Below are 12,530 nucleotides of genomic sequence, written 5' to 3' on the forward strand. Positions count from 1 at the left end.
TGCGGGGGCAATCCGTCATTCGCCGTAACGCACGGTGCCGGTGGCGAGGGGATCGAGCAGGTGGCGGTGCAGGAAGGACAGTTCGGCCTCGACCGCCCGCTCGTGGCCGTCCAGGAAGGGGCCGTAGTGGCCGCCGGGCATCCGGACGAGCTCTCCGCGGGGTGCGCGCCGGGCCGCGCGGACGCCTGGTTCGGCGAACGCTGTCTGGTCCTGGTCGCACACGAGGACCAGCAGCGGGCACCGCACGCGGGGAGCGGCACGGCCTGGCCGGTAGAAGCCGAACCAGAGCGGGGTCCGGGCGGCGATCGCCTGCTGCCATTCCGGGTACCGGTTGCCCGGGTTGAGCGCCCGGTCGCCGTCGAGGCCGTCCGGCGTGGTCACGAACGCCACCGTGCCCGGCTTCCCGGCGAGCGGCACGAGCAGGGGCTGCCTGCCGAACAGGCCGCCCACGGCGTCCCGGAGACCTCGGCCGAGGAGACGCAGCATCGGGAGTGGCTTCCGGTGCCGCATCGTCCTGAGCGCGGCCGCCCGGCCGTCGGCCAGCGGGGTTTGAGCGATCGCCGCGGCCAGCCGGGGGTGGCGCGCCGCGAGGCGGAGGGCGTGGCCGCCGGACAGCGAGAAACCCCAGATCGCCAGCTTCGCCGGGTCGACGTTCGGCAAGGTGGGGGCGAAGTCGATCGCCGCCTGCCAGTCGGCCAGTTGCTCCTTGACGCGGATGACCTGGCGCGGCCGGCCTCCGCTCTCCCCGAAGTGCCGGTAGTCGAGGGCGAGGACGGTGAACCCAGCCTCGTGGAAACGCGTGGCGAACGGGTCGGTGCCCGGTTCCTTGGTCACCCCGCCGCCCGGTGTCATGATCACGCAGGCGCCGTTGGTGCCCGGATAGTGCCAGGCGACGCACTCGGCGTCACCGCTGACGAAACGGACCTTTTCCCGGTCCTCGGACATGCGCACAACGACCTCCCGGTTGAGGCGACTCGGCGGTGGCGAAGCTTCCCCGCGGAAACGTCCGTTTCCGGGGGTCACCCGGCCGCCTCGAAGTCGGCGACGTGGTCGGCGGCCCATTCGGCGAAGGTGCGCGGCGGGCGGCCGAGGATCTTCTCGAGTTCCGCCGTCGGCGGGAACTGCGGGCGTGTGCGGTGCGCGGCGTAGCGAGCCATCATCGCGGTGACGAACGGCTCCGGCAGCCCGTTGGCCACCATCCCGCGTGCCGCGGGTTCGGCCGGGACTTCGTGGAACCGCAGCGGCCTCCCGAGCGCGACACCGATCTGCCGGACCATCTCCTCGTGGGACAGCGACTCCGGGCCGGTGAGGTCGATGCGCCGGCCGAGCAGGTCGTCGCCGGTGAGGGCCCTTTCCAGCACCGCGGCCAGGTCGCGTTCGTCCAATGGCGACTCCTCGAAGCCGGCGTACACGTAGCGGACGTCGTCGCTCGCACGGATCTGGCCGCCCCACGCGGTCAGCGCGTTGCCGGCGAACGAGCTGGGCCGCAAGCTGACCCAGCCGAGACCGCTCGTCGCGACCGCGTCGTCGGCTTCTTTGTTGCGGTCGCCGCGGAAGCGCGACGGCTGCGCGTCGAGCCGGTCGTCCACATTGGCCGCGGCGAGCGCCACGACCCGGCGGACGCCGAGTTCCCGGGCCAGCGCGACGACGTCATGGGCGGCATCGCCGACGGCGCGCGAGTGGAGGAACAACGCGTCCGCGCCGCGCAACGCGTCCACGAGGGTGCCCGGCCGTTGCGGGTCGCCCTCGACGACCTCGACGCCGGCGGGCAGCCCCGCATTCCGCGGCGAACGCGTGACGGCGCGGACCTCATGGCCTTCGGCGAGTTCGGTGGCCAGCAGGCGTCCGACGAGTCCGGTCGCTCCGGTGAGCACGATCATGGCAAACCCTTCCCCCCGGGGCGGCTTGCTCCGGAGTTCCTCGATGCTCGACAGCTAATACGAGGAACATATCATATGAATCTCATAGTATGTGGGCAGGAGTGTGCCGACGCTCGGGAAGCCGGACCCGGGACGTGCGGTCAGTGTTCCCAGGCGGCGGCGCCCCGAAGCAGGTGGTGGTCCGACATCCCCGCCGTGCAGGCCGCGGCGTCGCCGCGCACGGTGGTGAACCAGTAGGCGCTCAGGAAGATGTAGTCGATCTTGCCGGGCTCGGACACACGCGGTGAGCACGACGGTTCGGCGGTCGCTTCCCCGCTGCGGCACCGGTCGCCGGACTGGGGGCAGTCCGCGCCGGTGAACTCGGACTTGTCGTTCTCGTCGGCTTCCTGGAATATCCCGGTGCCGCCGCCGTGGTCGTAGAGCGGGTCCAGCCGGGCGTCCTTGGGGAGCACGTTGAAGTCCCCGCCGAGGACCACCGGCTCGCCCTGGGCCGCGTAGTCGCGGGTGAGCGCGGCGACCTGGGCGATCTGCGCCTCCGGGTCGCGGCCTCGGTAGTCGATGTGGGTGTTGCACGCGCGGACACCCCGCCCGCCGATGGTCGTCTTGGCGCACAACAGGATCCGCTGTTCGCCCCCGCTGGGGTTGGGGAGCATGACGACGCTGCGGGAACCGTTGTCGATCGTGCCGGATCCACCCTTGCTGAAGGTGGCCAGGCCGTACCGGGTGTCGCTGCCCCACTTCTGGCAACCGGCGTTGGCCGGCAGTGCCGCGCCCCAGACCGAGTCGTAGGCCGGGCCGGACGAGCGGTTTGCCAGGGTGCCGCGCAGCAGGGTCCATTGCCCGTAACACATTTCCTGGAACGTCACGAGATCGGCGTCCCAGTGGTCCATGGCGTCGATCATGGTGTCGCGCCACGCGGTTTTCGAACCCTGGTAGATGGCGCAGACCCCGCCGCAGACGTTGTAGGTGACGAACCGGGGGTGCGGCCAGTTCTGGGCGTCGGGTTCGTCGGCTCGGGCCGGTGCCGTCACGAACAGGAGGCCGAGGGAGAGGAGGAGGGACATGATCAGTTTGCCGGCTGGGCGCACGAGTCGTGCCTTTCCGGAGCGTTCGGGAACCGAGGTGGTCGTCGCGAAGTGAACCACGTGGTTCGCAAACTGTCCAGAACGCGGTGCGGCGGTCAGTCAGGTCGGCCCGTGTCGCCCACCTCGGGCCCCGAGCGTCCGGTCAGTTCGCCCGGCGGGAGATCAGCGGCGTCAGGCACGCGATCGCCGCGCAGAAGAACCCGATGGCCACGTACTGCAGGAAAGCCGGCCCCGTGGCAACCGCGATGACCGCGCACACGACCGCGACCAGCGCCAGGAGCCCGCTGACGAGGTACGTCCTCTTCCGGTTCGCCGACACCGCGGCCACCCTCTCCGGTCGATGGTCCGTTCCCTGGTCCGGGCCGGCACCGGCCCGGACCAGGGAACGGGATGATCACTTGTTGTAGGGCGAACCCACTGCCTTGCCCACCTTGCCGAGGCCGAACCCGACGAGACCGGTGGCGGCCCCGATACCGCACCCGGCGGCGAGGTTCGACTTGTCGAGCGCCGCCGTGGCGAGGCCGCCGACGCAGCCGCCGATGGCCGCTCCGCCGAGCGGACCGAGGGGACTCGCGCTGAGGACGAACGTCACCGCGCCACCGATCAGCGCACCGGCCAGCGCATGCAGGAAGCTGTCCCCGTTGGGGTCGCTGTTGTTGATCGGGTCGCTGTTGCCGTAGGCGTAGGCGTTGTCCTCCTGCCCGGTCGGGTCGGGCTGGGTGAAGCGGGCGTAGACCGGGCTGTAGTGCCGGTACCCGGTGAGGTACTCGCTGCTGGCGAGCTGGTAGCTGCCGAGCCAGCGCAGCCGGTTCGCCGAACCGGCGGTGCCGGTGACGCTCGTGTTGAACCCGTAGGGCGTGTAGCCGTAGGTCGCGGTCACCGCGCCGGTGTCGTCGACCAGGGCGACGACGCTGCCCTGGTAGTCGGTGACGGCGTTGTGGTGCTTGCCCGCGGCGTCGACCAGGCCGGTGAGCTTGCCGTCGACGTCGTGGGCGTAGGTGGTGCTCGCGCCGTTGTCCACGGTGCGGGAGATGCCCAGCGCGGTGTGGGTGAAAACGTGCGTCAGGCTGTTCGAGCCGGACTGCTCGGTGACCGACGCCGGCTGGGTCTGGTCCAGCGTGTCGTAGGACGCGGTGAACAGGGTGCTCGTGCCGGAGGTGACCGACGTCAGCTGGTTGGTGTCGCTGTAGTGGGCTTGGCCGCCGGGGTTGGTCGTGCTCAGGTTGCCCGCGTTGTCGTAGCCGACGGTCGTGGTGTCGATCTTGGTCATCTGGTTGGCGTCGTTGACGGTGTAGGTGCGTCCGTCGCCGCTGGTGACGTTGCCGGCGTTGTCGTAGGCGTAGGTGCGGGCACCGGCTTTGGTGAGGCGGCCGAAGCCGTCGTAGGTGTTGTCGGCGGTGCCGGTGGCGTCGGTGCGGGACTGCACCTGGCCGGTGTCCGTGCCGTCGGGTTTGGTGTAGCGGTAAGTGGTGGAGTAGACCGTGGTGCCGGCCGGGTTCTTGACCGTGATGCCGGTCTGCCGGCCGGACTTGTCGACGCCGATCGTCTGCGTGCTCCCGCCCGGCAGGGTCGTCGAGGTGCGGTGGTCGGCGTTGTCGAACCCGTAGGTCGTGGTCTTGTTCGCCTGGTCCTTGACCGAGGTCAGCCGGTTCGCGGCGTCGTAGCCGTAGTAGACCCAGCCGGTCGGGTCGTCGACGGCGGTGAGGTTGCCGGCGCGGTCGTAGTGGTAGGTCGCGGTGCCGGTGGTCGTGCCCGCGGTGCGCGCCACGCGGGTCAGCAGGCGTCGTTCGTAGCTGTTGGTGAGCGTGGCCCCGGCGGTTTGGGCGATGGTGCGGTTGCCGGTCCTGTCGTAGGTGTAGGCGGCCAGTCCGGTGCCGTCGGCCTTCGCGACGGAAACGACCCGGTCGAGCTTGTCGTAGCCGTAGACCAGTTTGACGCCGTTTCCGTCGGTCACGCTGGTCAGCCGCGACAAGGAGTCGTAGCCGTAGGTGGTCGGCTTGAGCGGCAGTGGCGGAGAGACCTTGGTGAGGTTGCCGGCGGTGTCGTAGCCGTAGGTCGTGGCGTGGCCGTTGCCGTCGGTCGCCTCGGTGACCAGGCCGGTGCTGTACTCGTACTTCGCGACGTCGGCGTTGAGCGCGCCGGAGTGGACGGTGGTGAGGTTGCCGGCGTCGTCGTAGCTGTTGTCCACCTTGTCGCCGGAGAAGTCGGCGATCTGGGTCGGCAGGTGCGGATGGGCGGTGTCGGTGTAGCCGACCGACATCGAACACGCCCGGCCGCGGCATCGAGCGCGTGGACGCCTGCCGTACCCGGGCGGGCGGGCCGGAAGTCCGAAATGGACTCGGCGGAGGTTCCGGTCAAGTGCCGTTCGCCGGCGTTTCCGAGAGAAAGCACGGGCCTCGGCGACGGTGGGTCTGATGGTCATGTCGCGGTCGAGTGTGTGGTCAGCTTTAGATCGGCGATCACCGCGGTCGGCGGCCCGGCGAGGGTTGATTCGAGGTGCCGGACGAACATGCGTGCCGTGGCGAGGTCGATCTCGCCGGACGCGGTCGCCAGTACCACGCCCGCGTCGCGGGTGATGGGCAGAGCGAGTTCATCCCCGTGGGAAGGGCTCACCGAGCAATCAGGGAAGAGGTCCCGGCCAGGTGCGCGTTCGCCGTCCAGCACAGCGAATTCGGGCCGGAAGGTCGCCTGCACCTGGTGCGGTGCGGCGGACGAATCGGACAGACGACGTATTTCCGTGCTCCGTCCCGCTGGCGGCCGCACTGCGGATACCCTCGCCCGCACGCGCGCACCGTTCGTTGTCTGGGAAACTCTTGGTTCAGTCCACCCGGTCAGTACTGTCCGACCGCCGGCGTGCGGGCGGCGGGAACGCGGTATGTCCAGTGGGGTGCCCGGCGTTCCCCGCCGCGACCGCCGGACCAGGACCACGCCGAGGAACGCCGACGCCAGGCGAAGGCTCAGCACGAAGTGCTCGCGCGTGCTCCACGCGAACAGCAGCCCGCCCAGGATGGCGGTCCACAGGCCGACCCCGTCGTCATCGGAGTCCTGAAAGGTCTCGATGTCGAGGGCTTCCGCGGCAAACTCAGTCATGAGCTCGCGCCAGGTGCTGGCCGCGAAGGATGGCGTAGAGGTGGTCCGGGTCGTGGGGGAAGGGAAATCCCATGGCGCAGGCCCGTTCGGCGTCCTGCCGGATGCCGCGCAGCGCACCGGGGGACAGCTCCCGGACGCCCGGGCCTTCGGAGCGCAGCCAGTCGAGCAGGTCGTCCCACCCGGCCCAGTCGCCGGCCGCCAGCACCGTCCCGACCGTGGCGCGGTCGAACTCTTCGGCGCGCAGATCGTCGTCGGTCGTCGTTTCGTCCTTTTCGGTCATGGAATGGCCGTACCCGGTGCTCCGGACGGCAAACGCCGGCCGGGTGGGAGCGCCGAAAGAAGCTGGGCGTTTGCCGGTGGTCAAGCCGGGAACCCGAAGACCTTCCTTCGAGGAAAGGCTCGAGCATGACCGCCCAGCGTGCGCCGGAGGCCCTGGTGGTGGGCCTGCTGACCGATGACGGGTTGCCCGGGCAGCTCGCCGGGAGAATCGCGGACGACCTGCCCGCCCGCCTGGCCCGCGACCTCGGCGAGGAGACGACCTGGCGCGTCGAGCACGAGACGCAGTCCCTTCCCCTGAACGAGGAGGGTGACATTCCCATGCTGGCCCTGGCGGAGGAGCGCCGGGCCGAACACGGCTGGGACCTGCTGGTGCTGATCACCGACCTCCCGCGGCGAGCCGGGACGGTCCCGATCGCGTCGGACTACAACGGCGACCACGGCGTGGCGATGGTGTCGCTGCCCGCGCTCGGTGCCCTTCGGCTGCGCGGCCGGGCGTCCCGGCTGGTCGTCCACCTGCTCCGGCACCTGGTGGCGCACCGCGCGGAGAAGGAGGCCGATCCGCCGCGGGGAATCCTCGACCGGCTGCGGGAGCTGGTGGCGCCGACGCGGCACATCCACGGCCGCGGTGCCGCCGACGAGCACCTCGCACTGGTTGGTGTGCGCGGCCGCCTGCGCCTGCTGGCGGGGATGATCCGGGACAACCGCCCGTGGCGGCTGGTGCCCAACCTCGCCGGAGCCACCGCGGCCGCGGCGGCCACCGCCGCGTACGGCATCATCACGACTTCGTTCTGGAAGCTCGCCGAGGCTCTGCCCGCGCTGCGGCTGGCCGGGATCACGGTCCTGGCGATCGTGGTCATGTCGGGCTGGCTGCTGGTGCACAACCACCTCTGGGACTCCCCGTCCGGGCACTCCGAACGGCAGAAAGCGTTGCTGTACAACGCCTCGACCGCACTGACGCTGTCGATCGGCGTCGCCTGCATGTACGCCATCCTGTTCGTGCTGGCACTGGTGGCGTCGATCGTCCTGATCGAAGGCTCCTACTTCGGGCAGGTCCTCGGCCATCCGGCCGGGCCGGCTTCGTACCTCAAGCTGGTGTGGCTGTCGACTTCCGTGGGCATCGTCGCGGGGGCGGTGGGTTCGAGCGTCGAAGACGAGGATCGCGTTCGCCGGGCGACCTACAGCCGTCGTGAGCGGGAGCGGCAGCAGCGTAACCGTGAGCGCGCTGAGGAGGCCGAAAACCGCGGTGACGACTGAGCGGGTCACCGTCACTTTCGTGAAGGTGGGGGCAGCCCGCCGCTAGGTCCGGTTCGCGGCCCGCTTGACGGTCTTGATCACCGGTGCGGTCTCGATGTGGGTGATGGCGGGCAGCGCGGCCACCCGGGTGGTCAGGTACCGGTACAGCTCCTGCTGACCCGCGCACACAACGCTCGCGAACAGGTTCGTCGGCCCGGTCGTGGCGGCGGCGAACGCGATCTCCGGATGCCCGGCCAGTGCCGCGCCGGCTTCTTCGAGATCGGTGGGGCTGACCGAAAGCCAGAGCAGGGTCCGGGGGCCGACGCCGAACAGGCGTCCGTCGACGTCGATGTCCAGGTACAGCACGCCGCGTTCGCGGAGCTCGGTCATCCGGCGCCGGACCGTCGTCGGCGACCAGCCGGTCACCGCGGCCAAGTGCTCGAACTCGGCGCGGCCGTCGGTGGCCAGCGCGGCGAGGAGCTTGCGGTCCCCGTCGTCGAGCCGGACCGGTCCCGGGCGGTGCCGCACCGGGCGCGGCCGCAGCCGCTCGATCGCTGCCTCGTCCAGCGACCCGAGCTTGGCGACCAGGCTGTCCGGGCCGCCGTAGAACGCGTGCAGCACGGAGTGCGCGGTCACGCCCTCCACCCGCGGGGTGCGGGGGAGCTTGGCCAGCAGCAGCGCCTCGCTGTCGGCCGCGCTTTCGGTGCGGACCGTGCAGGTGATCTCCGTGCCGCCGGAGGTGATGCTCACCCAGGACGTGTCGGGGCGCCGAGCCAGCGCTTCGGCGACCGGGACCGACGCGGCGGGCGCGCAGCGCACCCGCAGGAACCACAGCACCGCGCCGAGCGCCGTCGGGTCGACCCCGCCGACGACGCGAACCGCCCCGGCCGTCCGCAGCCGGGCGTACCGGCGGGCGATGGTGCGATCCGACACGCCGAGAACTTCTCCGATGGTGCTGAACGGGGCGCGTCCGTTGACTTGCAAGGCGTGCACGAGCCGACGATCCAGGTCGTCGTAGTCGGATTCCACCGGACCGAGCCTAATCAGTGTCTGATATCGACGCGGATGAGCGTGTTTCTGGCGCCTCTGCGTCGGCGGGCGGAGCGTTGCCCACGTCCTGATCGACACAACCCGGGGAGAACCCATGGACACCGAGGTACTCGTCGTCGGCGCCGGTCCGACCGGCCTGGTCCTGGCCGATGAACTGCGGGTGGCGGGGGTGCCGGCCGTGCTGGTCGACAAGCTGCCCGAGCGCAGCGCGCTGTCGAAGGCGGGCGGCGTGCAGTCCCGCACGCAGGAGGCCTTCGACCAGCGCGGTCTGCTGGAAGCGTTGCTGGCCACCGGAGACCACCCGATCGGCACCGCCCACTTCGCCGGCATCACGCTCCCGCTCACCAGGGACAGGCACCGCCATCCGTGGCGGTCCATCCCGCAGGTGGTGATCGAGGGTTTCCTCGAGCGGCACCTTGCCGCACACGACATCCACGTGCGGCGCAGCCACGAACTGACCGGCCTCACCCAGGACGCGGAGGGGGTCACCGCGACCTTAGCCGGCGGCGGCGTTCTCCGCTCGCGTTACCTGGTCGCGGCCGACGGGGGCCGCAGCACGGTGCGGACGTTGCTGGGGGCCGAGTTCCCCGGGAGGCCGGGCACGGTGACCTTGGTCGCCGCCGACGTGCGGCTGGGTGGTGACGACCAAGCCATGACGCACACCCGGAGCGAGACCGGGCACTGGGTGTCGGTGTTCCCGCTCGGCACCGATCCGCAGGGACGGCCGCTGCGCCGGCTTTCGCTGGGCGGGCCGGGCCGATCACGGCCGCGAGAGACTCCGGTCACCGAAGACGAGATCCGCGAAGGCTTGCGTGCCGTCTTCGGTGACCGGGTGCGATTGCTCGAATTGCGCTACGCCCGCCGCATCACCAACGCCGCCCGGCAGGCGGCGCGGTACCGGCACGGGCGGGTGTTCCTGGCCGGCGACGCCGCCCACGTCCACCTCCCGATCGGCGCGCAGGGGATGAACACCGGGATCCAGGACGCGCTCAACCTCGGGTGGAAACTCGGAGCCGCGGTGCACGGCTGGGCCCCGGCGCACCTGCTCGACACCTACCACGCCGAACGCCACCCGGTCGCGGCCGGCGTCCTGCGCAACGTCCAGGCGCAGAGCCTGCTGATGGACCAGCAGGGCACCCGCGACCCGGATGTGGCCGCCGCCAAGCACTTGTTCGCCGCCCTGACACAGCTGCGAGACGTGCAGTACCACCTCGACGACACGTTGTCCGGAATGGGAATCCGCTACCCGATGCCCGGCACCGAGGGCCGGCCGCTGGTCGGCTTTCCCGCACCGGACCAGGACCTCGGCCCGGTCCGGTCACACGAACTGCTGCGGCCCGCACGCGGCGTCCTCATCGACCCGGCCGACAGGTTCGCCACGATCGCCACCCCTTGGCAGGACCGGGTCGACCGGGCGGGTCAGGGCGTCACGGCCGAGCCGATGCTCATCCGCCCGGACGGTTATGTCTGCTGGACCCCCGGCCCGGACAACGGCACGGTCGGCCTTGAATCGGCGCTCTGCCACTGGTTCGGCGAGCCGCACTGAGCCCGGGCCGCGGTCACCGGGACTTGCCTCACCGAACAGTCCGCGAGGATCCACACCGTCACCTTGAGCGAGTGCCAGACGAGCGCCGCGCAGGCCTGGTCTCCGTCTGGCCGCCGAGATCAGCCGGCGGCCCGGTAGGCGACGCCGCTCGCGTTCGGGGTGGTGCCCGTGTAGAGGCCGGTCGGGGTGGTCGACGTCGAAAGGGAGAACCAGGCGTAGCGCTCGACGAACGACAGTCCGTTCAGCATCGCCGTGGACCGGCTGACGAAGTCGGCCTGCTCGGCCGCGGACGGGTAGCGCGGGGTGGGGCCGGAAAAGTCGGTCAACGCGTATTCGGTGACCCAGATCGGCAAGTGGTAGCGGTTGTACACCGCCTGCAGGTAGGACCGCAGCTGCCCGGTCGCGGCGGCCGAGAAGTCGCCGCCGTACCAGTGCAGCGGGATGAAGTCGATGCGGTGGCCGCGCGCGGCCGCGCCGCTCATGAACCGGTCGAGCCAGCTGCCGGGGGTGTCGCCGCCGTACGCCACCGCCGGTGCGCCCAGCCGCATGCCCGTCGCCTGCAGCTGCGGCCACAGGTCCAGCGCCGTCTCGACCGACATGCTCGCCTGGCCGGCCAGGTCCGGTTCGTTGAACGCGAGCAGGGTGCTGCCGGCCGCCTTCGCCCGCTGCAGCTGCTCCGCCGTGACGGAGCCGCGGCCCCAGATCATCGGGACGAATTCCGTCCCGGCCGGTGCGGTGATGCCCTGGGGATCCGCCGCCCAGGTGTAGAACCAGCGCGCGCCGACGTCGCCGAGCGCGGCGGTGACGCCGGAAAAGGCGGCCGCGCTGACACCTTTCTTGGTTCCGGCCGCTGCCGCCGGGGCGGCCAGGCCACCGACGGCGACGATGGCCACGGTCACGATGACCAGGAGTTTCCTGAACTGGTTCATACCACTTTCTCCGGTGCTCGCCGAGGTGGGTGACCCGAGCGCCGGCCTCCGGCAGTGGCACCGGAGGCCGGCGGCGAGGTCACGAGCGCACGAACGTCCAGGTCACCGGGATGTTCCCCAGCCCGGGGTCGGCCAGCTGGGCGAACGCCGGCGCGCTGAGGTCGATGTGCGCGCTGTCGCAGCTCGGGCACTTGTCGACCACGGGCACCGTGATGGTCCGGCCGTTGTACGACACGCGGATGGACACGCCCCGGCACAGGGGGTCGTTGTTCGGGTTGGCGGTGGTCCAGTACGCGGCCGGCGCCGCGACGAGCAGCTGGGTGGCGGCGTTGATCTGCGTGCCGCAGGCGCCGAAGCCGGCGTCGTTGTAGTAGGTGGCACGCCCATTGATCGGCTGGTCGAAGGGAATGTCGGCCCATGCCGTCCCGCTCGTCGTCAGGGGAAGCGCGGCAGCGGCGGCCAGTACGGCTAGCGACTTGATGGTCTTGCGCATTCGGTCCCTTTCCGTCGTGTTCCGGAAGTGCCTGTGCCGCGCCGAACAGTACTGCCCCGCGCAATACCTGGCTATGACAAAGAATTGTCCGGACAGGATCGGCTGACATCGTTGACAACGGCATGTTGTTCGGTCAATTCGAAATCATTTGCCGCGATTGCCCGGCATTCCGGAAATCGTCGCTCAGCAGCCCTTGAAGTGATCGTCCGCGGCCCAGCCGGTGTTGGCCCAGGACTGCGCCGACGCCGGTGTGAAGCCGGGGAACAGCTTCGCCAGCTCGGCGAGCAGCCAGCTGGTGAAGCGGGCGGCGCCCTGGGGGCAGGTGTGGATCCCGTCGGCGCTGCGGTCCGCCTTGCCGTCTTTGACCTGCTCGTAAGTGGTGCCCCACACCGTGCCCGCGTCGAGGACCGTGGCCTTGCCCGCGGAAGCGACCGCCCGGGCGACCTCGGAAGTGCGGTTCAGGTCGGTCAGGTGCGGCTGGTAGAAGTCGTCGGGCTTGATCGGGGGCGTGGTGACGAAGACCAGTTTCGCGCCGGCCGCGGTGACCGTCGTCGACAGCTTGCCGTAGGCGGCCTGCTGTTCTTCCCGGCTGCCCCAGTCGTACGTGGTCAGCTGGTAGACGACCACGGCGGGGTGGGCCGACGTGATCTGCCCGGGCAGCTTCCGCCAGTTCTCCTCGGAGAACGGTCCGACGACGTTTCCGCCGCCGTCGGCGGCGATCGACTGGAACTCGACGCCGCTCGCCTGGAACGCGGCAGCGAGGGGCAGCGCCTCGCCCGCGGCGACGGAGTCGCCGAGGAAAAGCACCTTGCCCGGTCCGGCGCCGGGCGCCGGTGCCGGCGCGCCGGTCGTCGTGGCCCCGCCGGAGCAGGCGGTGGTCAGCAGGAGCAGGCCGGCCACGCCGAGGAGGGGAATTCGCGTTTTGCTCATGGCTTCGACGGTGCC

Annotated in this window: 13 protein-coding genes; 2 read left to right on the plus strand and 11 right to left on the minus strand. The window is 70.7% G+C overall.

Features of this window, described 5'->3' with window-relative positions; translation table 11 throughout:
* Positions 1–15: 15 nt before the first annotated feature.
* The 7 genes from AB0F52_RS10810 to AB0F52_RS10840 form a co-directional block, all read right to left on the minus strand.
* On the minus strand, positions 16–945 hold the full coding sequence (locus AB0F52_RS10810; RefSeq protein ID WP_360167629.1) for an alpha/beta hydrolase: 930 nt from the start codon (positions 943–945) through the stop codon (positions 16–18).
* Positions 946–1,019: 74 nt separating this feature from the next.
* A complete protein-coding gene (locus AB0F52_RS10815) occupies positions 1,020–1,880 on the minus strand; it encodes an NAD(P)H-binding protein (protein WP_360167632.1) in 861 nt (286 codons plus the stop codon).
* Positions 1,881–2,020: 140 nt separating this feature from the next.
* A complete protein-coding gene (locus AB0F52_RS10820) occupies positions 2,021–2,944 on the minus strand; it encodes an endonuclease/exonuclease/phosphatase family protein (RefSeq protein WP_360167635.1) in 924 nt (307 codons plus the stop codon).
* 163 nt (positions 2,945–3,107) lie between these two features.
* Entirely contained in the window at positions 3,108–3,284 is a 177-nt protein-coding gene (locus AB0F52_RS10825) for a hypothetical protein (protein WP_360167638.1), read from the minus strand.
* 75 nt (positions 3,285–3,359) lie between these two features.
* Positions 3,360–5,225 carry an RHS repeat-associated core domain-containing protein gene (locus AB0F52_RS10830; RefSeq protein WP_360167641.1) on the minus strand — a complete coding sequence of 622 codons (1,866 nt, stop codon included), beginning with the start codon at positions 5,223–5,225 and terminating at the stop codon, positions 3,360–3,362.
* A 158-nt stretch (positions 5,226–5,383) separates the two neighbouring features.
* Positions 5,384–6,055 carry a hypothetical protein gene (locus AB0F52_RS10835; RefSeq protein ID WP_360167644.1) on the minus strand — a complete coding sequence of 224 codons (672 nt, stop codon included), beginning with the start codon at positions 6,053–6,055 and terminating at the stop codon, positions 5,384–5,386.
* Positions 6,048–6,335, minus strand: coding sequence for a hypothetical protein (locus AB0F52_RS10840; protein WP_360167647.1), 288 nt, complete (start codon positions 6,333–6,335; stop codon positions 6,048–6,050). Before AB0F52_RS10840 ends, AB0F52_RS10835 begins: the two co-directional genes overlap by 8 nt.
* Positions 6,336–6,460: 125 nt before the next feature.
* Between AB0F52_RS10840 and AB0F52_RS10845 the strand changes: the two genes are divergently transcribed.
* Complete coding sequence (locus AB0F52_RS10845; protein ID WP_360167650.1) at positions 6,461–7,588, plus strand: hypothetical protein; 1,128 nt, start codon at positions 6,461–6,463, stop codon at positions 7,586–7,588.
* A gap of 42 nt (positions 7,589–7,630) precedes the next feature.
* Here the strand turns inward: AB0F52_RS10845 and AB0F52_RS10850 are convergent, their stop codons facing one another.
* Positions 7,631–8,596 (minus strand): Lrp/AsnC family transcriptional regulator, encoded by a 966-nt coding sequence (locus AB0F52_RS10850; RefSeq protein ID WP_360167653.1) that lies wholly within the window; start codon positions 8,594–8,596, stop codon positions 7,631–7,633.
* Positions 8,597–8,711: 115 nt separating this feature from the next.
* On the opposite strand from AB0F52_RS10850, the gene AB0F52_RS10855 reads away from it, so the two are divergent.
* Positions 8,712–10,163 carry an FAD-dependent monooxygenase gene (locus tag AB0F52_RS10855; protein WP_360167656.1) on the plus strand — a complete coding sequence of 484 codons (1,452 nt, stop codon included), beginning with the start codon at positions 8,712–8,714 and terminating at the stop codon, positions 10,161–10,163.
* A 119-nt stretch (positions 10,164–10,282) separates the two neighbouring features.
* On the opposite strand, the gene AB0F52_RS10860 is transcribed toward AB0F52_RS10855, so the two are convergent.
* The 3 genes from AB0F52_RS10860 to AB0F52_RS10870 form a co-directional block, all read right to left on the minus strand.
* Positions 10,283–11,092, minus strand: a complete 810-nt coding sequence (locus tag AB0F52_RS10860) for a glycoside hydrolase family protein (protein ID WP_360167659.1) — start codon at positions 11,090–11,092, stop codon at positions 10,283–10,285.
* Positions 11,093–11,171: 79 nt separating this feature from the next.
* A complete protein-coding gene (locus AB0F52_RS10865) occupies positions 11,172–11,585 on the minus strand; it encodes a cysteine/serine endopeptidase inhibitor (protein ID WP_360167662.1) in 414 nt (137 codons plus the stop codon).
* Between the two features lie 183 nt (positions 11,586–11,768).
* The gene (locus AB0F52_RS10870; RefSeq protein WP_360167665.1) at positions 11,769–12,515 is read right to left on the minus strand and encodes an SGNH/GDSL hydrolase family protein; all 747 of its coding nucleotides are present in this window, start codon (positions 12,513–12,515) and stop codon (positions 11,769–11,771) included.
* Positions 12,516–12,530 lie beyond the last annotated feature (15 nt).

This window comes from Amycolatopsis sp. NPDC024027 (assembly GCF_040638975.1).
Lineage (GTDB): Bacteria > Actinomycetota > Actinomycetes > Mycobacteriales > Pseudonocardiaceae > Amycolatopsis.

What these genes read in the sequence shown, in the direction of transcription:
- AB0F52_RS10810 (WP_360167629.1), bottom strand. Translation starts at nt 945, where the DNA reads ATGTCCGAGGACCGGGAAAAGGTCCGTTTCGTCAGCGGTGACGCCGAG.
- AB0F52_RS10815 (WP_360167632.1), bottom strand. Translation starts at nt 1,880, where the DNA reads ATGATCGTGCTCACCGGAGCGACCGGACTCGTCGGACGCCTGCTGGCC.
- AB0F52_RS10820 (WP_360167635.1), bottom strand. Translation starts at nt 2,944, where the DNA reads ATGTCCCTCCTCCTCTCCCTCGGCCTCCTGTTCGTGACGGCACCGGCC.
- AB0F52_RS10830 (WP_360167641.1), bottom strand. Translation starts at nt 5,225, where the DNA reads ATGTCGGTCGGCTACACCGACACCGCCCATCCGCACCTGCCGACCCAG.
- AB0F52_RS10835 (WP_360167644.1), bottom strand. Translation starts at nt 6,055, where the DNA reads ATGACTGAGTTTGCCGCGGAAGCCCTCGACATCGAGACCTTTCAGGAC.
- AB0F52_RS10840 (WP_360167647.1), bottom strand. Translation starts at nt 6,335, where the DNA reads ATGACCGAAAAGGACGAAACGACGACCGACGACGATCTGCGCGCCGAA.
- AB0F52_RS10845 (WP_360167650.1), top strand. Translation starts at nt 6,461, where the DNA reads ATGACCGCCCAGCGTGCGCCGGAGGCCCTGGTGGTGGGCCTGCTGACC.
- AB0F52_RS10855 (WP_360167656.1), top strand. Translation starts at nt 8,712, where the DNA reads ATGGACACCGAGGTACTCGTCGTCGGCGCCGGTCCGACCGGCCTGGTC.
- AB0F52_RS10860 (WP_360167659.1), bottom strand. Translation starts at nt 11,092, where the DNA reads ATGAACCAGTTCAGGAAACTCCTGGTCATCGTGACCGTGGCCATCGTC.
- AB0F52_RS10865 (WP_360167662.1), bottom strand. Translation starts at nt 11,585, where the DNA reads ATGCGCAAGACCATCAAGTCGCTAGCCGTACTGGCCGCCGCTGCCGCG.
- AB0F52_RS10870 (WP_360167665.1), bottom strand. Translation starts at nt 12,515, where the DNA reads ATGAGCAAAACGCGAATTCCCCTCCTCGGCGTGGCCGGCCTGCTCCTG.